We start from the raw sequence: 19,540 nt of genomic DNA, 5'->3' as shown, positions 1-19,540 counted from the left end.
TTACTTCGCTTCGTCGAGACTGTGTTTAAGGGCGCCAATCAGGCTTTTTCGTGCGGCCATCGCGGGGAAGGCCACGAGCAATGAGCCGTGCCGCAAACCCTCGGGGATCAGGCGAAAGCGGTCGTCATACCAATGCTCGTTGAGCAGCACCGCGTACTGCGCACGGAGCTCAACGAGCAGTGCCTCAGCGTGGTCGCGGGGCAGTTTTGCGGTGATGGCGATGTCGATTTCCATGGTCCACCTCGGATTGCGGGCAAAGCTCACCCAAACCCATTGGGAACGGGGCAGGGCGGGGGTTTAAAAGGGAGCGTTACTGAGGGTGTGGCTTGTGTACGGCGTTGCGCTGGTCGAGCATTTTCTGCGGTAGAAAACGAGCCGGGACGGGGAAGCGTTGATCCGCCAGAACATCCACCAGGTGCACACGGGTGCTGTCAGCCCCAGCGGCCCAGTCAACGCCTATCCAACGGCGCTTTTTGATCATCTGCAGTTCAGTCCATGCGTTGTGTACAAGCTTTGGCGCCATGAACACAGGCACTTCCAAGGCAAGGGTCAGGTGGCGAATGCAGCGATCGAACAGCAAATCGGAATCCACCAGGTGTTCAGCCTCGTGGCGTTGCAGGTAAGCGAAAGCAGCTTGTTGCATGCTGCTGCGGTAGTCATGAGTCTGTTGATCGAGGTTCATCACGCGCGCTCCATTTCCAGTTGGTCCAGCAGATCGGGGTGATCGTTGGCGGTTTTCATTGTCTGGCGGCGAATGACCACGTCTGCGACTGGTAGCTTTACAGCCGGGTTTGGCATGCCGCTGGGGCTCAGTTCGTGGGTCATTTGAAACTCAGCACGCGCCACGAAGCCGCAAGCCTCGTTGGTGCATTGCAAGTAAGCGATACGCAGGAAAATGTGTTGGCCTTCGCTGGTGCGAATACGCATGCGGCCGTGGCAGTGAGGGCAGACCAGTTTGTAAGTACTCACTAGACAGCTCCCTGGCTGTAGAGCTGGATGGTCGCGAACACTTCGGCGTAACGGGCCGACATGTAGGTGATCAAGGCGGCGATGATCGCGTCGGCTTCACGCTTTTCGATAACACCGTCATCCAGGGCCGTAGACATGATCTGGTCGACCTTGCCGCGCTGGGCCGAGGCCTTGAGCGAGCGGCTGTACAACTCCACGTTGTCCAGGTTCTCCGGGACGCTCAGCGGAACGAACATGCCGCCGTACATTGAGGCGATGTAGTCGGCCAGGAATGTGGTCCCGGCGACTTGCTCCAAACGGTGAATGTGTTCGTCGGTCAGTGGGCGGCTGCCGGCGTTCTCGTAGGCCTGGTTGTCGAACTTCTTCAGCGGCATGCCGAGGTCTGCCGAGGCATACGACCGACCGCCTGGGTAGGCGCCGATGACGGCCATTACGACGCTCTTTCTGCTGTCTAGAACTGGGCGTTTCATCTTCTGGTTTCCCCTTGGAGCCAGAGGCCCTAATTTGTGATCACGCCGTCTTTGATACCGAGCAGCACGGCGGCGCGGTGAGCTTCACCGCGTAAGCACTTTTTCTGTCCGTTCAAAACTGCGTAAACCGTCGAAGGGTTGAATTCATGTTCCTCAGCCCAGTCTTTTGCCGATATTCCGAGTCGTGCGAGACGGTCACGGGCCTCTTGGCATGCTTGCTCGATGGGGGATGCGTTCGGCATAGTCTCGTTTCGTGTGGTTTCGTGTGATGACAGGGGAAGAATATTCAACGAGTGTTGAATAGTCAACTCAATAAGGGGTCGTTTTGTTGAATATCGGTGAAAGGCTGAGGGAGGAGCGCGTTCGCTTGGGTTTTAATCAGGCGGATTTCGCCGCATTTGCGGGCGTGGCTAAGACCTCTCAGTTCAACTACGAAAAGGGTGATCGGAGCCCGGATGCGGATTACCTGGCCGCTGTAGCGGAGCGAGGCGTTGACATCCTTTATGTGGTCATCGGTCAGCGCCTGCCGGTTACAGAACCGACGCTTTCATCTGATGAAATAGAGATGGTTGAGCACGTGCGGTCGTTGGACGACGAGGACAAAGGAGCTGTGAAACGGCTTCTGCGGGCGTTCAGTCACAAAAAATAAGGAGGTAACAATGAACCAAGGATTTAAGTTCGCTGTTGTGATTACGCTGCTCTCTGCCCTGTCTGGGTGCGGAACCGATGAAAAGGTGCAGACAGTCTCAAGTAAGGATTTCGGTGATGCCTGGCCGTTCACAGTTGATAGTGTCGATTTGCTGTGTGATGGCCCGTCGCCCAAAGCATTGGCAAGAACTTCTGACGGAACGGTCTACGCGCTGAACGGGAGTGCCCGTAGCATCGCTAAAAGTCGGGGGTGGGCCGATGGGCGTGACATTACAAAGCCAAGCCCAACGATGCCGACGATAAAGATGGACTACAGCGATATTGTCCAAATCGCGCAGGAGCTATGCCCTAAGCCTTAAGCCCTTTTCTCATAATCGTTCCTACGCTCGTGGCGCACCCATACACGTTGAAAATCCCCGCTCCTCCTGGTGCTTTGTTTGGCACCTAGGTTGGTGCCGGGCACTAGGACGTGTAGAAGGGAGCAACACATGTCGTCAAGTAACGAGGTGCAGGCCAAGCAGTCCGAAAACGTTGAGTACAAGACTCTGAATCAGCGTGAAAGGTTGGTTCTGCAGATGTTCAGACAGTTAAATCATCAGCAGAAAAAGGACATCCTGCGATTTTTCGATGTGCTGTTAAACGCAAGGTGATTGAGAAGCCCGGCAGTGCCGGGCTTTTTCGTCTATGCGGTTTCGATCTGCATTTTCTTCCATTCTCGATCCACTGCACGCTTGGCCGTCTTTTCAGTAGCGTACAGCCACCGCAACCGCCTCGGCTTCGTTTGATCCCCCGCCGTAATCGACTTTTCCTTCCCGGTTTTCTGGTCGCGGTAGTACGCGATGATCCCCGTGTGATCACCCTTGTTCTCATCTGCCAGGTCCTCAACGTTGTCCTCCGGCAGCTTGCTTTCCAGCTCGAGGCTGACGGTATACCCACCGTCCGCACTCAGGCTGTGCGCCACATTCCCGCCGTACCAGATGATCTCGTCGATTTCCGCTTTCACTCCCTGAAGCGTGTACGTCAACTCAGGGATCAGATCCGGCCGGCCCATTGCCAGGGTGTAGCTGAGCGTGGCACTGCCGCGTTGTAGGCGCCGGAACTCAGCCCGAGCGGCGCGCAGGGCTGATTGTTGGTCGCTGTAGGTGTGGCGCAAGTCTTTGAGATTGTCACCGCCGCCGGCGATGGCCTCCTGTTTCTTGGCGCTGTTGACGTCATAGTAATAAGCACGCACGCCGTCGTAGCTGTCGCGGTCGGCTTGCAGGTAACGGTGTTGGTCGCCGTCTGCGCGGGTGAGGGTGATGTGCGGCAGGTCCATGCCGCTGGCGTTCTTGCCTCCGCCCGCCGGTAGGCACAGCAGGCATCCTGCTTTGACGCTGGCCACCGCATCGAACTCTTCCCCCAGGCGGCTGATCAGGTTGGCGTCGGATTCGTTGGCCTGGTCGAGCTGCAGGATGGGCAAACCGTCGAGCGCGCCGGCGATGGTGGCGGTGAGACCGTTGCCGATGGCGATATCGCCCAGGACGTCGCCGAGGGTGGTGTTGCTCCAGCTGCGTTCGCGTTTGGTTTTTAGGCCCTTGCGCAGGTCTGCCGATCGAGCGCGGATGCTGAGCACGTCGGGCGCACCGCTATGTTCGGTTTCGTCGACGGTATAGGTGCCTTTGTCCACCAGGCCTGTGTCGCTCCAGCCCAACCACAACCGGACCACTGCACCCTTCGGCGGAATCGTCAGTAAGCCGTCATGGTCGCTCAGTGTGATGCTGAGTTGGTCGGCCTCGACGCCGCGGTTGTCGGTCAGCTCCAGGCTCATCAGCCGCGGGCTGATTATTTGGGCAATGTCCAGGCCGTCGACGGCGAGCCGGAAGGCCGGCACCGGATAGGCTGCGTCCCGGACGTAGCGCTCTGCGGTGTTTCGCAGGTAACCGGTGACCTTGGCAATGATGGGCTCGATCACAGCAGGCCCCGCAGGATGTTGACGCCGATGCTGGTACCAGCGCCGAGCAGGTCGATACGGTCATCGTCGGTGCGCTTGAGGCTCAGGGTGAACTCAATGCGCCGTGCCGTACCATCGGGGAAAAAAATGGTCCTGGTTTCGCTGAGGCTTTCGATCACCCACAGGCCGTAGATCTGCCCTGTGCCCTCGACCATGGGCCAGGCCTTGCCGGTGTTTGCCATCAGGCGTAGCGAGTCGAGGCTGAGGGCTGTGCCGGCCAGTTCGGGGAAAAGGATGCCGGGGAGTGTGATGGCGTCTTCGCCACGGCCAACGAATTGCCGCGCAGGGGCGGCGCCGATGCGGTTGTTGCTGGCGTGGCGCCAATCGGTTTGGCGTTGCAGCTCCTGGTAGGCGGCGGTGTGGAGGCTGAACACGAACATGCCTAGGGCCATCATCATGGTGGTTATTCCAGGTCGGATAGTTTGCTGCGCTGACGCGCTTTCTTTTCGTTTTCGATGCGGGCCAGAATCGCGCGCAGGCTCTTTTCCAGGCTTTGCATGTCGGTGCCAGGCCCTGCCGTGATGCTGATTTCGTAGGTGTCGTGGCTGTCGTAGACGACCGCTGCTGACGATCCGCTAATCGGGGGCGCGTTATCCACGGCAAACGCCGGCATAGCGGTGGCGCCGAGTGCCAGCGTGCCTGCGGCGGTCATCTGCTTGCTCATGCTGGTCAGGGCGTCCAGCGGGCCTTTCTGCCCTCCCTCAAGCCCCTGAGTAAGCCCGGCCATGGTGAACCCGCCGAGCTCCGCAAACACCCGCGATGGGCTGTGGATGCCGAGTTTTTCCTTGAACCAACCAATGCTGGCGTCTCCGATCGAGCCGATGGCGTCTTTGACGGCGCCGATTCCGGCCGTCAGCCCATTGATCAGGCCGTTGACGATCATGCCGCCGAACTCGGTGAAGCGGCCGGGTAGTTCGATGCCCAGGTAACTCATCACGCCGGCGAACGCTTGGTACACCAGGCCGAGGGGGCTGAAATTGACCAGGGTGGTGATGATGCCGCCGATCCCACCATCGAAACCCGCTTTGATCTCGGTCCATGCATTGGCGAAGTAGTTCTTCACCGCATCCCAGTTTTTGTAGATCAGGTAGGCGCCGCCGGCGAGCGCGGCGACAACGGCGGCGATGATCAGAACGATTGGGTTCGCTGCCAGACCCCACAGGGCCACGCCTACGGTGCGCAGGGCGGTCAGCAGGGCGCCGCCCATTGTCGTGGCGACCATACGAACGCCCTGGGCAAACATGGGGAAAGCATTGCGGGCCAGTCCGGTCAGCGTGGGCATCAACCGGCCGAGCATTTTGGTGATGCCGCCGCCCTGGAGACCGAACATGGTCATGCCGTAACGCAGCACCGCAAACGGCCCCAGCATGCTTGCCATGGTCAGCGCCAGACCGCCGAAAACGAATGCCATCGCGGCAATTGCAGCCACGACCTTGACCAGGCCCCCGGCAAGTTTGGGATTCTCCCTGGCCCAGGTGCCGATGCTATTGGCGATTGCGCCCAAGGTGTTGATCAGATCCTTCAGGTCCGGGGCTACCGCAGCACCGAATTCCGCCATGGCATTGGTGAAGCTGCCCTCGGCGGCTTCCATGACATTGGAAAGGGTGTTGAGCTGCTCGTTGACGCGGGTGCGCAGATCCGCCTGGGTTTGCAGCTTCTGCTGGACCTCCTGATACCCGGCCAGGCCCTTGTTCATCATGGTGTTGAGGGTGGTCAGCGTTTCAGCGTCATCCCCGAACAGCTTCTTGATGATGGCGTTGCGGTCAACGTCGTTGAACGCCTTGAGCTTTTCCACCTGGGCGTACAGGTTCTCCAGGCCCGCAAAGTTCCCCTTGTCGTCGGTGAATTTGAAGGACACGCCAGTTTTCCCACCGGCCGCGATCTTGTTGGCGCTGTTGACGTGGTCTTCGTCCAGCCCGGCTTGGAAGATTTTGCGAAAGGCGTTGCCGGCGGAACTACCTTCCATACCGGCCTGGTCCATCATGATCAACAGCGGCGCCAGTTCCTTGGCCGCATCAATCCCCGACTTCTTGATCACGTCCATCACCGGCGCGATCTTGCTGAAACCCTGGAGCATGTTGCCGGGGTCCACACCGGCATAGAACCCGCGCTGGATGGTGTCCATCAGGCCCATCATGTCTTTTTCGGTGGTGCGCGTGGCGTCCTGCATTTTGGCCGCGAATTCCGCCGCCTCTGTGGCTTCCATCTTCAACTGGACGCCCAGGTATGCAGCCGCCTCACCGGTCCCGCCGAGAATGCTCTGCGCACTCAGGCCCTGGCGACGGAGCATGGTCATCATGTTCTGGAAGTCGGCGGTGGTGCCTGGCAACCGGTCACCCAGCTTGGTGGCCAGGTCGGTGATTTTTTGGAAGTCCTCCGAGACCTTGCCGGTGTCGTCCATCATCGACACTTTGAGCTGTGTGGCTGAGTCCTCATTGGGCGCAAACGCCTTCACTGCGGCGGCGATAGGGCGGCTGGCTGCGTAGCCAACACCCAAGCCGGCGGCGCCGTTCACGGCAAGGTTGCCGGCGGCGCGCTGGGACTTCTCCATCTGGCTGCGAGCTGCTGCCGCACGTTTATGCTGGGCGCTTAGCTCGGCCATGCGCTTGGATTGCGTACTGATGCTGGCGTTGGTGGAGTTAATTTGCTCGCGCAGCTGGCGCTCATGGGTGCCGAGATTTTTAGTGCTGATGCCTGCGTCGTAGAGCTTCGATCGGAGCCCTTGCAACTGCACGTTCTGTTGCTGGTGCTGTTGCTTGAGCCGGGTGGCCTCGCGCACCGCTGCCTGGAAGCTGCGGGTCATTGCCCTGGTCGGCGCGTCGGTCGCGGCGAGTTCCTGGCTGAGGGATTTGACTCGATCGCGTGCTGCAGTGAGCGAAGCACCGGTTTGCTCGGCAGCTGCACGCTGAGCCCGCCAGGCGCTGACGTCTTTCTGTTGGGAGGTGAGTTCTTTCAGGCGGTCGCGAGCGGCCTTGAGGGCACGTGCTGTCTCGATGCCCCCTTCGCTGATGTGCTTCAGCGGGCGGGTAGCCTTGTCGATGGTACTGAGCAGCACCTGAAGTCTCAGATCATTTGCCATCGGTGGAGCTCCGCACCCTGGCGCGCTCGCGCCAGTCCATCAGTTCCTTCAGGCCCAACTGATCCATGTCAGCTGGAGCCCAGTGAAAAACCACGGCCAGGTCGGCCATGGCGTCCTCTACGCAACGAGGGATGCGTCCGTCTTCATCGATTTCTGTAACAAAAAACCGCACACCTTGGTGCCGAGCGCGAACAGATCGGCAGGGTCCATCGACGTAACTTCGACGGCGGTGAGAGTGGGGCTGCTGATGCGCGGTACGACCTTGACCAAGCTGTTGACGTCCATCTGCAACAGCTCGGACAGGCTCACGCCACGCAGCTCGCCCGAATTGGGTTTGCGCAAGGTGATGTTGTCGATGGTAGTGGTGCCACGGCGGATCGGGGTGTCAAGAATGACCGTGTTGTCGTCGGCCAGGGGTTTAACGTCAGGCTGTTCGGTGGCTTCGGGTTTCATGGGTACTGCTCCTGGTGATTAAAGAATGGGGTCAGCGATCGATGCCGGCGATCAAAGGCCGATGGCGCTGCGCTGTTTCTCCAGCATGTCGACGCCGCCGACCTTTTCGATGAAGTTCAGCAGGTCGATTTCGATGATGTCTTCGTTGTCGACGGTCAGCTTGTAGTAGGTGCAAGTGGTGGTGACGGAGTGCTCGGTGTCTTCACCTGGTGTCGCGTCACCCATTTCAATGGTTTCGTGACGGCCGCGAACGGTCACCTCTACGGCGCTGATTTCCCCGGTGTCGTCCTGCTGGAAGGCACCGGCGAAACGCAGGGGAATACCCGCTGCGTTGACCGCGCCGAACTGCTTGAGCACGACCAGGTCCAGGCCGCCCAGCTTCCATTCCAGCTGGATGCCGTCGTCGGACATGCCCAGGTCAGCCTTGACCGGGCCATTCATGCCGGCGGCGCGCCAGGCCTCCATCTTGCGGCCCAAGGCGGGCAGGGTGACGGTCTTGACCTTGCCTGCGTAGCTGCCGCCATCGTTGAACAGGTTCATGTTTTTCAGTTTGTGAGGCATGGCCATGGCGGGGATCTCCGGGGTTATGGCACGGGGTTAACTCCCCCTCGCGGGGAGGCCCGGTTTAAGCAGCGATTGCGGCGGCGAACTGCATCAGGTAGCGATCGGTGATGCGCTGACGCAAGGTGAGGTCTTCCAGCGGCGGCACTGGGGTGTAGTCGTAGTCGAGGGTCAGCTTGCCGGCCTTGAGTGTGTCCTTATCGTTGATGTCTTCCGGGTACCAGCACTGCCCGCCGATCAGGTAGCCCTGGGCGATCAGCTCGCGGAACTTGGCGTTGATCCCGTTGATGATGTCTTTGACCAGGGACGCGTGCATTGGCTTGTCCATGGCCCACATGTGTGCCTCGGCCATGGTGTCGGCGATGATCTGCGCAGTACGGGTGTAGTTTTCGAACGCGAACAGCGGGTCGTCGCTGCACGTGCGGCTGCCCCAGAAGCGGAAGCCACCCTCGTTGATCAGGGTGGTGACCTCGTTGCTGTTGAGGTAGTTGGCGTCGGTGGCCGGGTTTTGCAGGTCCCAGAACACGTCGGCGCTGATTCCGGTCACGCCGTTGACCGCGACGTTGGAGAGTGTCTTGTGCCAGCCGGTTTCCTTGTCGATCTTTGCGCGCAGGCCCAAGGCGCGGGCCACCGCCGACGCGGTGACTGTCGCGCTGGTGACCGTGTCCCAGTTCTGGAACTCTGGCCAGATCACCATGACCTCACGGGCGCCGAAGTTTTCGCGGTAGGCGACCACCTCTTCCTTGGTTTTGCAGTCCCACGCGCTGACGTAGGCGAAGGCGCGCAGGTCCTGGGCAATCGATACCAGGGCGGTGGCCACCGGCTGACTGTCGAGGCCTGGCACGCCGAGAATGCGTGGCGTCATGCCCACACGGGCCTTGGCTGCGAGCAGGGCTTTCATGCCGGTGTATTTGCCGTCAGCGGTGGTGGTGCCGATCAGGGCGGTGGTGGTAGCAGCTGCGTCTGCGCCTTCCTTCACTCGCACCACGATGGTGTAGGGCTTGGTCTGGTCGGCGATGGCTTGCAGGCTCTTCGCCAGGGTGCCTTTCACGCCGGCTTTGGCGATGGCGGTTTGCACATTGGTCAGCAGGACAGGGGTGTCCAGCGGGAAAGCGAGCGGGTCCGCATCTTCAGCCGTACATACCAGGCCGATGACTGCGGTTGCGATGGTGCGAATAGGGCGGGTGCCGTCGTTGAGTTCGAGAACCCGCACGCCGTGGAGATAGTCTGAACCGGCCATGGGTGGTTGCCTGCGCTGTGATGGAATGACAGTGCACAGGCTGCCGCGCGCGCGCCGGATGGGCGAGCGGCGGCACTTGTAGGGAATGGGGTTACAGGTGGCAGATGGTCAGGCGGGATTGATCTTGTAGCGTTTGCCTCCACCGATGCGAACGCCAGCCCAAAACAGCCAGGCTCGCCAGCGTGCAATTCCCTCGGCACGCAGGCCACGGTACAGCACCGCATCGGCCTGTTTACGAGTGAGCGGGCCGGTGGTGTAGAGCCAGTCGTGCACGGTGGCGGCGTAGTTGCCGTAGCCAGCGAGCAGGGCGTACAGCACGAATAGGAAGATGTTGTGCAAGAACCGGATGCTGGCGAAGTCGGTTCTGAAGCCCGCCGGTACCGTTATCACGCCGTGCTCATCGTCCTGCAGCAACAGCTCGTCCAGCAGAGTGCGCTCCCACTTGCTGTCCTGTTCGGTTTTCAGGGTGTTCAGGAACTTGCTCATGCCGGCCACCATACGTCGTCGGTGAAGTTCTCAGGAATCTCCGGCAAATCTTTCAATGCACGACCGGCGTAGATCAGTTCCGACTTCCGTAGCGCGGCGGCTCGCCCGAACTCCACGACGGTCTGTGCATCCATGGGCACCAGGGTGTTTTCGGCGCAGATCCAGGCGAAGTCCTGGTCGGGGGTTGACCAGCGCAAGTCGCCGGGTTGAACGCCTGCCACCACTGCCATGAACGCCATTTGGGCAGCCCCAGCAATGTTCTCTCGGTCAGTGGCTTTCGATTGATAGAGCACTCCGCCGAACGTCACTCCCGCATCGATCCGGCGGTCGCGTTCCGCATCGATCTGGCCCCCTGTCACGACTATCGGCAGTACCGGTGCATCGACGAGATAAGGCAGGCCGTTCTCGTCGTGAGCGCGAACTTTGCCTGGCGCTGGATCGCCAATGACCGACAAATACACGGCGTCTGAAATCTCTACTACGTCTTCTGGCATGTTCTGCCCATGAACAGCGGGGAGGTAGGTGCATCCGGTTTGCTGGCTGTAATAACGTTTCACGATTGATCCTCTCAATAGCCAACGGCGAAGTAGCTAACGTTGTCGACGCCGTTATCGTCTGCCCAAATTGTCAGCGTGGTTTTGGTGCTCTGCCAGGCGACGTTGTAGCGAACACCGTCGACGTTTCCGCTCTTCCGGCTCGGATTTACGTTCAGTACGACATTCGGGAATTCCAGTGCATACGGAATGTTCGCCGACGCATTGCCGGCGATCGCACCGGATGTACCCCATTGAAAGATCAGCCCGCCCAGCCAGGACGGGAAGGCTACATAGCCGTTGGCTAACAGGCTAACTGCGAAGCCTTTGCGGAGCTTCCTCGGCGTAGCCATCACAGCATCGTTTGCGCCATCGAGCATCTGCGCATCAGTTGCAACCTTCGCGGTACCCTGATTGATTTCGGTTGCCTGGGCCGCAAGAGCCGTCAGCGCTGCAATATCAATGTTTCCCTGATTGATCGGCGCGTTCCAAGCCTTGAGGCACCACATCACTGCCAAGTTGCGCGGGCGAGTCTCAGAGCCGCCAAACTTTCCGGTTCTCCAAGCAGCAGTTCCATTCCAATTGTTTGGGTTGCCAGATGTTGCCCCTGCGGGAGATCCAAGCGCCCCCGTGACACCGTGATCGTGCTCCTCAAGTTGACTGAGTTCTAGCGTGCCGATTGCCCTCCCTGGGTTTACCCCGCGCCCATGGTCCCAGCCCCGCAGAAACTCGCCGCGCGACTCAGGCAAGCGGAAGTTTCCAGCCCCTCTTCGCCCTTGTTGAAAGCGCCGCCCAGGAACGTCGCCAGGTCTGGATAAGCCGCCGCGCTCTTGACGCTGCCGTCCAGCTCCAGAAAGCCCGGGGCTACCTTGTCCACGGGGAAACCGATCATCGAGCCCACCGGCAACGCCGAGGCCTGGGCGATCATCGCCGCGATTTCATCCTTGGTGTATGTGTCGGTGATTCCGTGACCCGCCAGTGTGGTAGGGGTGGTACCGGCAATCACCCGGCCGTACTTGTCGACCGTTACCTTGGTGTATGCGCCCGCGCTGACACCCGTGCGTCCAGCGACCATTTCGAAGGCCAGCGCAGTAGTGCCCAGGACAATGGGAGCGTCCGTTACCAGCTGCCACACGCTATCGCCGTTGACCGTGCCCTTTTCAACACTGACAAACAGCCCAGGCGTCACCTCGACGCTGGTGTCAGCATCCTGTGCACGTTTCCAGGCGCCCGCTGCGGGGACAACGTAGATACCGTTTTCCTTGGCTTGAGCCTGATCCTTCACCAGGACGCGGGCACCTGCCGGCAACAGCTCGCCGTCGATGGTCTGTATACCGCTCAGCACGATATTTGCCGTAGTGGCCGCCAACACTGAGTGCTTGTAGTCCAGCTTTGACAGCGCCTCAACAATGACGGTGTCGACGTATTCGCGAGTCGCCAAGACAACGCTGGGGTCGATCTTCAGCTCAATGTTCGCCGTGCTGCTGACGATCAGGTTGATGCGAATCACCTGCGTCCGGCCAGAACCCTGGGTGAGCAGCGGCTTGAACGTGGGCGCGCAGTTGGCGACTGCAACCATGTCGCCGTCCGCGTCGTATAACGCCAGCTCCCGCACCCACCAGCCGCCGACGGTCTCCGGGATGATCTGTTCAGCGATGATCACGCTGGCATTGGCCGGGTCTACCTTCACCTGGTTCAACGGTGCACGTCGGCGCTCGTTGATCAATTTGGTTTGCGTGCGGCTGGGGATAGGGTCGGTGCCGTTGGCATCACCCACGGCCATCTGGGCGAACGTCCAGGATGTACCTAGGGCTGCGGCGTTCGCCTGCTTGGCTTCACCTACGGCGGTGAGGATCGCGAAGAACTGGCTGTTTTGGTCGGTCATGAGTAGATGTCCATCGTGTCGATATGGTGTTCGCGGCCACCGATGCGGTACACACCGCTGACGTCGATATCGCGCTGGGTCGGTGGGTAAACGCTGAGTTCGTCGCCTTCGTAAACGCAGGCCCCGATAAACACGGTGCCGGTGCTTTCAAGGCTGATGGCCAGGCCAGTCAGTGGGCGGGTGAGCGGCTTGGCGTCATCGATCAGCCAGGTCAGCTCCAGGTACATTTCTTCGGTGATGCCGGTGTCGAGCACGCCGACCTTCAAGGCGAACGTGCCGGGCAAGCCTTCCGGTACGGTCTGCCACCACTCCACAACCTCGATCAGGTAGCCCAGCGGCTCGACCACGCGGCGCAGGGCGCCGATGGTGCCTTTGTGTGCGTGGATATAGCGGGACGAGCGAATGGCCGCGCGCTTGGTGGCCTCGGTCCAATTGCTATCCCACCGGTCGACCGAGAAGGCCCAGGCCAGGTAGGGCAGTACTGCCACCGGGCAGGTGTTCGGGTTGCACAGATCCCGCAGCGGGATCGGCACGCGCTGAATCTCCGCGAGCGCTTGTGCCGCCTGGCGCTCAAGCGTAGTGGAGTTGTTCGGTAGCAGCTGCTGGGCGCCCATTACTCAGCGCCCTTTGTGATGGTGACGACGGTGCAGAAGGGCGCCTGCTCCTTGGTGGCGACGATATCGACCCAATCTTCCAGCACGACCTTGCGCACACCTTCGACGAACAGCGCCGCGTGCAGGGCGGATTCCGACACCTCCATAGCCAGGCGGCGACGTTGGTTCACATAGGCCCGTAAGCTCTGTTCAGCCGCAGCAAGGATTGGCTCAGACTCGGGGCCACTGGTCAGCAAGTACAGCTTGGCTTTCACCTGGTACCGAACGATTTCTGCGGGCTTCACCGTCAGGCGGTCGGCCACGGGCCGGCGGTCATCGTCGCTCAGATACTTCTTGACGGTGGCGACCAGGTCGGCCGACGCGGTGCCGTCGCCGAGCAGGGCCTGCACTGTGACCACTGCCACGGCGGGTGATGGGCTTTCAGCGGTCGCATCGGCAACGCGGCCATCAGCCCCACGGGCATGGAAAATGTAACTTTGGCGCGGGCCGGCGGTGCTCAGCCCCTCCCAGGCCATTTGTGCGCGTTCGCGCAAACTGTCGTCGCCTTCCATGATCCGTGCGACAGGCGGGACGGCCATGGGCTTGGCTTCCTGAACCACCAGGCGCTTGACGTTGAAGTTGCCCGCCAGCTGGTCCAAATCGGGACCTTTGGCAAAGGCCAGCAGGTTCGCCATGGACGCCTCATTCACCCGCTGACGCCAGATGGTCTCGCGGTAGGCGTTCTCCTGCAGCAGCTTTGCCAGGGGCTCCGACTCCATGTCGAGGCGCGCGGCAATCTGTTCCTGTTCCTCGATCGGCCACAGGCTGATCATGTAGGCCTTGCGCTCGGCCAGGATCAATTCGAAGTCGATCTGCTCGACGATCTGCGGTGCGGGTAGCTGGCTGAGGTCAATCGCGGCAAAGGAATTCATACGCTTCCCCCCAGTTGCAGCGGCAGGCTCAGGCTTAAGGGTTCATTGGTGTCGACGACGGAGCCTTCCAGCTCGAGCACGGACTGCCCTTGCAGGTTCGCGCCCAGGAACTGCACGCGACTTAGGCTGATACGGGTCTCCCAGCGCATCAGCGCCATGACCGTACCCGCGTATACGCGAAGACGGGTGGCGTCGTTGAAAGGATGGTCCACCAGCTCGGGCAGCAGGCTGCCGTATTCGCGACGCATCACCCGGGTGCCGATGCGGGTAGTGAGGATGTCGGTGATGCTCTGGCCGATGTGGTCCAGATCGCTGATGGTTGCGCCGGTTTCTCGGTTCATTCTGGTTTCCCCGTTTTCGCGCTGCCCACCAGCACCCCGCCGTGCAGGTGCTTGACCAGGCTGATGGTGGCCGCGACCACGTCTTCGGATACGGTCACCAGGCCGACCACGTTCTGGTTGCCGGTTTGGTTGTAATCACCCTGGTGATTGATGGGGCCGATGATGTTGATACCGCCCTTGCTGACCAGGCTTGTGGTGCCGCTATCGGGCAGGGTGGCGCTCAGGTGATGGGCGACGCTGTCGTACTCGATCACCGCACCGTCGGCGTAGGTGCGACGGTGCAGGCCCGCGCGGTTGCCGTTGGCGGGGATGTGGTCGCTGAATAGGCCGGTTACGACGATGCCGTTGGCGAGCTGGCCGGATGGGCTGAAAAGGATCACTTGTTCGTCGACGGTGGGCGGGTCCCATTCGCGGTCAGAGCCAGCGCGCAGCGCAAGCCACGGCAGCCAGGTGGTGGTCAGCTTTCCGGTTTTTACCTGCACGCGCGGGGGATCCATCTGCACGGCGGCGATTACGCCGAAGCGGATGAGGTTTTCGAGCATGCGGGAGAGGGCGGCGAAGTCGTTCATGGCGCCGATGGTGGCGCCACGCGCGTGGGAGTGCAGCCTAAGAGGGTTGTACAGCCGAGAGGTACAAATCAATCACCAGGTTTGGGCTGCTTTTTTGGTCTCGGCTGTCGAGCGGGAATAGCTTCGGACAAACCAAGTGCTGCCTGTCCTGTTACTACTACGCGATATATGAATTGCTCAAGTGTAGTAATTAATATAACGAACGTTTTGCGATCAGGTGACCATCCTCGGTGCGCCGCTGCATTACCTGCGTCTGTGACTACAGAAAGAGTATTTGCTTCTGTTTCGCCAATATAACCTTGGGTCTGCAACTCTTTTACTTTTTTCTCTAGCGAGTGACCTGGGTCTATTTTGAGAATTTCAGTGGTTCTATCTAGAGCTGTTCTCAATCCCACAGAGGCAAGTATGAATGAATCAGCCTCATAGGCCTGATAAACCTCATAAAGGATCGTATAAAGTTGAGGATCTATCTGGTCGATACTCCAAACCCAATCAGGTTTTTGACTCTTTTTCTCGGGGGATGGGTAGGTTTCAATCTTTATTGGGTTATATGTGATCGGTTCGCGAGTAACTGGGTGGTAGTCCCCTTCCCAGTCTTCTGAGTTCCAGCTGCTTTTGTGGTAAAAAACTATTTTGCATCCCGCGCATTGAGCAAGTTTGTGATCGTTCTGCCCTTCTTGATAATGTTCTCCATCTGTCCAGCTCCATGGATCATCAAATGCTCCAAGAATATTGCACGTTCGCTCTCCATCGCAGCGCGGGCAGTGAGCAAGGAAGGTGTTTGTCATACGTAGAACTCCATTCTGGACAATAGAAATTTCGCTCTGTTAGGAACTGAACTTTCGACGTGTTTTTACACCTGTCTGAATTTGGAGTCTACGTAGCCAGGTGAGAGAGTAGGTTGTCACGTATCAGATCTATGTCCGCATCAGTAAAACCCAAGACTGCTCGTTGCTCATATCTTACGTCGGGCGCACCACGCTCAGCGCGGTCCTTCAAACCATACTGGTGAACCCTGGCAATCCTTGCGATACGCCCGGTGAAACCTACAGTCACGGCATTGCTATCACCACGAACCTTCAGATACGACGCGGTCCGCAACTTCTTGAACATTGCCAGCTTCCGCTTAATTCGCCCTTGCTTCCCCCTCAGGTCCCGTTGTTTGCGTGGCGCAAATTTGGTCCCGTCAGGGTTTTCCTGCGCCATCACGCGCTTCTGCTGGCTGCGGCGCAGCTTCTGGCCAATGTTCCGAGCCAGTTTGCTGCGCTCCGTCGGTTCCAGCCGATCCAGCAGCACCGCCGCCCAAGTCTCCAGGGCTTCGAGGTTATTCGCCACTAGGCACTCTCCACTCATTGGTATTGCCCTGGGCACCAGGCTTCCAGTTCGGATCGAGGTAGCCCGCGACGTACTGAGGTTCGTTCGGATGCTTCACGGTGGTGTTGCCCTGGTCGTCCTCCCCCACCACAACACGTTCTGTCAGTGGCAGGGTAATGCTGAGGTCCACCTTGTTCTTGTCCAGGATGTCGGCTTCGAACTGGATGCCGTCTTTGACCTTGTCGAGGTTTTCCAGCAGCTCGGACTGATTGACGCTGAGCCAACCCAGGATCGGCAAGATCACGCTATCGGGATGGCCGGCGAACTCAGTAAGGATGATCTGTAGGTCGAAGCTGTATTCAAACGACAGGGTGTGGGCGGCAGTGCAGCGGACTTTGCCGTTGTCGATGAATATCAGCAGACGGTCGGGGTTGTGCTTGAACTCGGCGACGGTGGCCAGGAGGTGGGCGCGTAGGCTTTCCGGCTTATTCATTGATTGGCCTGCTGGTGTTTGTAGACCATGTCGACCTGCGCCGCGCAGTCAGCCCAGGCGGCTTCGGCGCGGTCGTCGTCGGTCAGGAGGTCACCGTTATTGAGCGGACTTGTCGCCGGCAGGTGGCACGGCACTACGGCCGGACAGCCAGTCACGATAAGCGGCGGCGCCGGTGATGGCGGGGCGCTCGCGCAGCCGGCGAGCAGCGTCAGGCAAAGGCTGAGTAGACCAGTCGCGCAGTTCGTCGTTTTCACGTTTCAGTTCCTCGATTGTTCGCTCGCGTTTTGCCAGGCTCTGGCGTAGCTGGTCCTGCTGGCCGCGCAGGGTGTTCTGTGCGTCGCGTTCCTGTTTCAGGGTATCGGCGAGGGCATTGGCGGTTTTCAGGTTGCGGTCGGCGTCGTCGCGGGCGGACTTGGCCGCATCTTGTGCCCGTTCGGTTTTGCCTTCAGCGACGTCGATGCGTGTTTCTTGGGCCCAGATCAGCAGCGCTAAGGCGCCGAGCAGGGCGAGGCCATACAGTGCCTGGCGCAGGGTGCTCACGCGCGGTACCAGCCGAGCTTGTTCATGTCGGCGGTACCGAGCTGTTTGATCGGGCCGCGCACGATTACGGCCCGTGCGTCGTTCATGATCTGGATGGCTTCGGCCAACAACTCCATATCGCTTTGTTCGGTCGACTCCGGTACGACCAGCAGGTCACCGTCCTTTACCCGTAGCTTTTGCAGCGCTTCGAAGTCGATCATGCCGCCACCCCTTTGCCGCATTCGCAGGCGGCGTGCCGCTCGTAGGCGCGCTGAAGCTTGGTGTCGTAGAGATTCCGCAGATAATCCGGACCGTTGTAGAGCCTGGCGAACTCGGCCCATTTACGGCCCTTCAGCGCCTTGTGCAGCACCGGGTCGGTTTCGATGAAGCGGGTGAAGGCGTCGAGCTGCTGCGATTCGCCGGCAGTCATCGCCGCGACGAAGGCCTGCACGCTGGCGTAGCCGAGGCGCTTCCAATGAAAGCCCATGATCTGGAACGCTCCCCATGAAGCCGACTCCAGGGCGGCCGTGTCGTCGATCAGGCGGGCCATGGCCAGGCGCGGGTGTTCGGAGGCACCGCCGATGTATCCGCCGGGCTTCGGATTGACCAAGGCAGGGTTAGCGATGGCGAGCTGGTCGGCGTGACGCTTGAGTTCGGTAGCGTCATCGCTGACATGTCGAGCCGTGGCGAGCTGTCGGTACATGATGTGCCGTTCGAACAGGATCACCGGCTTGCCGTTGTCGAGGAACCCTTTGCCCTTGGATTCCACCTCATTGACCGCGTAGATGCTCGCCAACGGCACGTCGAGGCGTTCGGCAGCGGTCACTAGGTCGATGTTGCGCAGCAGCTGGGCGCATTCGCCACCCGCTAGGCTGGTTTGGGTCTTGGTACCGGCGATGCCGTCGGCGACCAGTCCGACTTTGACCTGGTAGGCGCGGACGGCAGCTTCGGTGGTGTCGCCGTAGTGTCCATCCGGCACCAGGCTGGCGCCCTGCTTGTTGAGGTTCTTTTGCAGCATCAGCACCGCTTGCGAGCGGTCGCCATAGCGAAGGGTGGTGGTCATGCGCTGGGCCTCAACAGGGCGGCGACGTTGCCGCGTGAACGGAATATCAGGATGCAGAGCAGCACGATGGCAGCGGCCTGCCCGAGGCTGGTGGGCTGGCGCTCCAGCAGGATCTCCAGACCGCAGATGCACAACGTGGCGCCAAACAGGCTTGCCAGCAGTGAGATGCTGCGCCGGTACCGCGCATCGCCTCGGGTGTAGCAGGCCAGGCGCAGAGCACTCAGCAGGTAGGCAATCGCCGCGATCAACTGCACGGCCAGTTCGATGTTCGGCATATCAGGTGCCCCCTCTGATGCGACGCCATATGTCCCAGATGTCCGCTTTTTCCACCCACACCATCAGCTTGATGCTGATCGGGATGACCACCAGGGCACAGAGAAACGCACTGCCGCCGCTGGTGATAAACGGAATTGCCTGTAAGGCCATGGGCGCAAACAGGTAACCCACGCCAGCCGACAGGAATAGTGAGCCCAGCCGCTGCCAGACTTTGAGGTCGCGCTTGGTACTAGTAACCAGCCAGGCGCCGAGGATGGCGCCAAATAGCGCCCCATCGTCGATAACGGGCGTTACGGTGGACAGGCCCAAACCAATGAGCAGGCCAGTCACAACGCTGGAAGTCGGATCAGCCATGGTGTGGTTTTCCTTGGATGCAGGGGGTCAGTTCCATAGCTGCACCATCTGCCGCTGGGGCGCGCTGGTTTGGGCTTCGGGCATGTTGACGACAAGGCCTTGCGGCAGGATCGGGCCGTGGTCAGCCAGGCCGGGGTTGGCTTCCAGCACGGCCTCGGTGACGCCGGCGGTGCGGCCGTAGAACCGCCAGCAGAGGGCGTCGACGGTGTCGGTTTGATTGGTGCGGATGGCGACGGGCATCAGATCAGCTCCACTGTGGTGCGGCTGATCCCGAGGAAGTCACGGACGGCCCAGCGCAGGTCGCGGCGATAGTCGTCGATGGTTGGGGTGGTTTCTTCGGCTTTGTCGCTGCCGGTGTTGGTCGCGCTGTAGTCGCGGTACCGCTCGCAGACTTCGGCGCCGGTACCGGCCTCGATCGCACGGCGGTACAGGTGGGCCTGGACTGAAACGTCTTTGATCATGTCGTCAGGCATATCGGCCAGCGTGGCGTAGCCGGCGGCCTGTTGCGTGGCCTTCCAGGACTTCAATTCGCGGTTGAGGTTGATGGCTGCGGCGATTACGGCAGTTTCCAGGCGGGCTGGCGTGACGCTGTTGTCGATGCGCAGGGTGGCCCGCAGCTGCTCAAGGTCGATTGAGGGCCAGAACGGGTCGGTGTTGATATGGCCGCCGGTGACTGGGCCGCTGGCTACAAATGCGCTCATGGAACGGCACTCAAAAATAGGTCGCCGGTGGTCGGGGCATCACGTTCAGGAGGAGCGGCCTGGCCGATCCG

30 protein-coding genes and 2 pseudogenes are annotated in these 19,540 nt (G+C 60.3%); 2 read left to right on the top strand and 30 right to left on the bottom strand.

The features are described 5' to 3' along the window. From AB4O36_RS16905 to AB4O36_RS16885, 5 genes are all read right to left on the bottom strand, one after another. A complete protein-coding gene (locus AB4O36_RS16905; RefSeq protein WP_116079536.1) occupies window positions 1–234 on the bottom strand; it encodes a hypothetical protein in 234 nt (77 codons plus the stop codon). 76 nt (window positions 235–310) lie between these two features. Beyond that, entirely contained in the window at window positions 311–682 is a 372-nt protein-coding gene (locus tag AB4O36_RS16900; RefSeq protein ID WP_460139792.1) for a hypothetical protein, read from the bottom strand. Further along, a complete protein-coding gene (locus AB4O36_RS16895; RefSeq protein ID WP_460139791.1) occupies window positions 682–969 on the bottom strand; it encodes an Ogr/Delta-like zinc finger protein in 288 nt (95 codons plus the stop codon). Before AB4O36_RS16895 ends, AB4O36_RS16900 begins: the two co-directional genes overlap by 1 nt. Continuing rightward, complete coding sequence (locus AB4O36_RS16890; RefSeq protein WP_460139790.1) at window positions 969–1,439, bottom strand: YmfL family putative regulatory protein; 471 nt, start codon at window positions 1,437–1,439, stop codon at window positions 969–971. Before AB4O36_RS16890 ends, AB4O36_RS16895 begins: the two co-directional genes overlap by 1 nt. A gap of 29 nt (window positions 1,440–1,468) precedes the next feature. Then, entirely contained in the window at window positions 1,469–1,681 is a 213-nt protein-coding gene (locus tag AB4O36_RS16885; protein WP_078049807.1) for a DNA-binding protein, read from the bottom strand. Between the two features lie 86 nt (window positions 1,682–1,767). Here AB4O36_RS16885 and AB4O36_RS16880 point away from each other — a divergent pair, with 86 nt between their 5' ends. Further along, window positions 1,768–2,088, top strand: a complete 321-nt coding sequence (locus tag AB4O36_RS16880; protein WP_179028544.1) for a helix-turn-helix domain-containing protein — start codon at window positions 1,768–1,770, stop codon at window positions 2,086–2,088. Between the two features lie 10 nt (window positions 2,089–2,098). Beyond that, window positions 2,099–2,446, top strand: a complete 348-nt coding sequence (locus AB4O36_RS16875) for a DUF2511 domain-containing protein (RefSeq protein WP_314532987.1) — start codon at window positions 2,099–2,101, stop codon at window positions 2,444–2,446. Between the two features lie 323 nt (window positions 2,447–2,769). Here AB4O36_RS16875 and AB4O36_RS16870 read toward each other — a convergent pair whose 3' ends face one another. The 25 genes and pseudogenes from AB4O36_RS16870 to AB4O36_RS16750 all read right to left on the bottom strand — a co-directional run bounded on the left by AB4O36_RS16870 (window position 2,770) and on the right by AB4O36_RS16750 (window position 19,469). Continuing rightward, window positions 2,770–4,038: a phage late control D family protein gene (locus AB4O36_RS16870; RefSeq protein WP_460139789.1), complete on the bottom strand. Its 1,269-nt coding sequence runs from the start codon at window positions 4,036–4,038 to the stop codon at window positions 2,770–2,772. Continuing rightward, window positions 4,035–4,475, bottom strand: a complete 441-nt coding sequence (locus AB4O36_RS16865; RefSeq protein ID WP_460139788.1) for a phage tail protein — start codon at window positions 4,473–4,475, stop codon at window positions 4,035–4,037. Before AB4O36_RS16865 ends, AB4O36_RS16870 begins: the two co-directional genes overlap by 4 nt. Before the next feature lie 5 nt (window positions 4,476–4,480). Then, complete coding sequence (locus AB4O36_RS16860; RefSeq protein WP_460139787.1) at window positions 4,481–7,156, bottom strand: phage tail tape measure protein; 2,676 nt, start codon at window positions 7,154–7,156, stop codon at window positions 4,481–4,483. Beyond that, window positions 7,146–7,265 carry a GpE family phage tail protein gene (locus tag AB4O36_RS16855; protein WP_083207100.1) on the bottom strand — a complete coding sequence of 40 codons (120 nt, stop codon included), beginning with the start codon at window positions 7,263–7,265 and terminating at the stop codon, window positions 7,146–7,148. Before AB4O36_RS16855 ends, AB4O36_RS16860 begins: the two co-directional genes overlap by 11 nt. An 8-nt stretch (window positions 7,266–7,273) precedes the next feature. Beyond that, window positions 7,274–7,609, bottom strand: a complete 336-nt coding sequence (locus AB4O36_RS16850) for a phage tail assembly protein (protein ID WP_460139786.1) — start codon at window positions 7,607–7,609, stop codon at window positions 7,274–7,276. A 51-nt stretch (window positions 7,610–7,660) separates the two neighbouring features. Next, the gene (locus tag AB4O36_RS16845; RefSeq protein WP_065882237.1) at window positions 7,661–8,176 is read right to left on the bottom strand and encodes a phage major tail tube protein; all 516 of its coding nucleotides are present in this window, start codon (window positions 8,174–8,176) and stop codon (window positions 7,661–7,663) included. A gap of 58 nt (window positions 8,177–8,234) precedes the next feature. After that, window positions 8,235–9,410, bottom strand: a complete 1,176-nt coding sequence (locus tag AB4O36_RS16840; RefSeq protein ID WP_154845359.1) for a phage tail sheath protein — start codon at window positions 9,408–9,410, stop codon at window positions 8,235–8,237. Between the two features lie 108 nt (window positions 9,411–9,518). Further along, window positions 9,519–9,896 carry a DUF1353 domain-containing protein gene (locus tag AB4O36_RS16835; protein WP_460139785.1) on the bottom strand — a complete coding sequence of 126 codons (378 nt, stop codon included), beginning with the start codon at window positions 9,894–9,896 and terminating at the stop codon, window positions 9,519–9,521. Then, window positions 9,893–10,453 (bottom strand): DUF4376 domain-containing protein, encoded by a 561-nt coding sequence (locus AB4O36_RS16830; protein ID WP_460139784.1) that lies wholly within the window; start codon window positions 10,451–10,453, stop codon window positions 9,893–9,895. The genes AB4O36_RS16835 and AB4O36_RS16830 overlap by 4 nt, the downstream gene beginning before the upstream one ends. An 11-nt stretch (window positions 10,454–10,464) precedes the next feature. Continuing rightward, a pseudogene (locus AB4O36_RS16825) lies at window positions 10,465–12,314 on the bottom strand (phage tail-collar fiber domain-containing protein). After that, the gene (locus AB4O36_RS16820) at window positions 12,311–12,928 is read right to left on the bottom strand and encodes a phage tail protein I (RefSeq protein ID WP_460139783.1); all 618 of its coding nucleotides are present in this window, start codon (window positions 12,926–12,928) and stop codon (window positions 12,311–12,313) included. Before AB4O36_RS16820 ends, AB4O36_RS16825 begins: the two are co-directional and overlap by 4 nt. Next, entirely contained in the window at window positions 12,928–13,839 is a 912-nt protein-coding gene (locus tag AB4O36_RS16815; RefSeq protein ID WP_460139782.1) for a baseplate J/gp47 family protein, read from the bottom strand. The genes AB4O36_RS16820 and AB4O36_RS16815 overlap by 1 nt, the downstream gene beginning before the upstream one ends. Then, window positions 13,836–14,180 carry a GPW/gp25 family protein gene (locus tag AB4O36_RS16810; RefSeq protein ID WP_141605797.1) on the bottom strand — a complete coding sequence of 115 codons (345 nt, stop codon included), beginning with the start codon at window positions 14,178–14,180 and terminating at the stop codon, window positions 13,836–13,838. The genes AB4O36_RS16815 and AB4O36_RS16810 overlap by 4 nt, the downstream gene beginning before the upstream one ends. Then, complete coding sequence (locus AB4O36_RS16805; protein ID WP_460139781.1) at window positions 14,177–14,749, bottom strand: phage baseplate assembly protein V; 573 nt, start codon at window positions 14,747–14,749, stop codon at window positions 14,177–14,179. The genes AB4O36_RS16810 and AB4O36_RS16805 overlap by 4 nt, the downstream gene beginning before the upstream one ends. A 68-nt stretch (window positions 14,750–14,817) precedes the next feature. Further along, a complete protein-coding gene (locus AB4O36_RS16800; protein WP_460139780.1) occupies window positions 14,818–15,537 on the bottom strand; it encodes a DUF4145 domain-containing protein in 720 nt (239 codons plus the stop codon). Window positions 15,538–15,625: 88 nt separating this feature from the next. Continuing rightward, a complete protein-coding gene (locus AB4O36_RS16795) occupies window positions 15,626–16,084 on the bottom strand; it encodes a phage virion morphogenesis protein (protein ID WP_460139779.1) in 459 nt (152 codons plus the stop codon). Next, entirely contained in the window at window positions 16,074–16,556 is a 483-nt protein-coding gene (locus AB4O36_RS16790; protein WP_460139778.1) for a phage tail protein, read from the bottom strand. The genes AB4O36_RS16795 and AB4O36_RS16790 overlap by 11 nt, the downstream gene beginning before the upstream one ends. Next, a pseudogene (gene lysC / locus AB4O36_RS16785) lies at window positions 16,553–16,738 on the bottom strand (Rz1-like lysis system protein LysC); the annotation flags it as partial. The pseudogene lysC and the gene AB4O36_RS16790, both read right to left, overlap by 4 nt. Next, window positions 16,653–17,096, bottom strand: a complete 444-nt coding sequence (lysB, locus tag AB4O36_RS16780; protein WP_460139777.1) for an Rz-like lysis system protein LysB — start codon at window positions 17,094–17,096, stop codon at window positions 16,653–16,655. The pseudogene lysC and the gene lysB, both read right to left, overlap by 86 nt. Beyond that, a complete protein-coding gene (locus AB4O36_RS16775) occupies window positions 17,093–17,296 on the bottom strand; it encodes a hypothetical protein (protein ID WP_460139776.1) in 204 nt (67 codons plus the stop codon). The genes lysB and AB4O36_RS16775 overlap by 4 nt, the downstream gene beginning before the upstream one ends. Next, window positions 17,293–18,138: an N-acetylmuramidase domain-containing protein gene (locus AB4O36_RS16770; RefSeq protein WP_460139775.1), complete on the bottom strand. Its 846-nt coding sequence runs from the start codon at window positions 18,136–18,138 to the stop codon at window positions 17,293–17,295. The genes AB4O36_RS16775 and AB4O36_RS16770 overlap by 4 nt, the downstream gene beginning before the upstream one ends. Next, complete coding sequence (locus tag AB4O36_RS16765) at window positions 18,135–18,413, bottom strand: phage holin family protein (protein ID WP_046035110.1); 279 nt, start codon at window positions 18,411–18,413, stop codon at window positions 18,135–18,137. The genes AB4O36_RS16770 and AB4O36_RS16765 overlap by 4 nt, the downstream gene beginning before the upstream one ends. A gap of 1 nt (window position 18,414) precedes the next feature. Further along, window positions 18,415–18,768, bottom strand: a complete 354-nt coding sequence (locus AB4O36_RS16760) for a putative holin (RefSeq protein WP_122748500.1) — start codon at window positions 18,766–18,768, stop codon at window positions 18,415–18,417. A gap of 27 nt (window positions 18,769–18,795) precedes the next feature. Further along, entirely contained in the window at window positions 18,796–19,008 is a 213-nt protein-coding gene (locus tag AB4O36_RS16755; protein ID WP_460139774.1) for a tail protein X, read from the bottom strand. After that, window positions 19,008–19,469: a head completion/stabilization protein gene (locus AB4O36_RS16750; RefSeq protein WP_460139773.1), complete on the bottom strand. Its 462-nt coding sequence runs from the start codon at window positions 19,467–19,469 to the stop codon at window positions 19,008–19,010. Before AB4O36_RS16750 ends, AB4O36_RS16755 begins: the two co-directional genes overlap by 1 nt. Between the last annotated feature and the right edge of the window lie 71 nt (window positions 19,470–19,540).

This window comes from Pseudomonas sp. S2_E01, assembly GCF_054668365.1.
The sequence above is the reverse complement of the archived record's forward strand: the minus strand, read 5'-3'. Positions and strand labels throughout refer to the sequence as shown.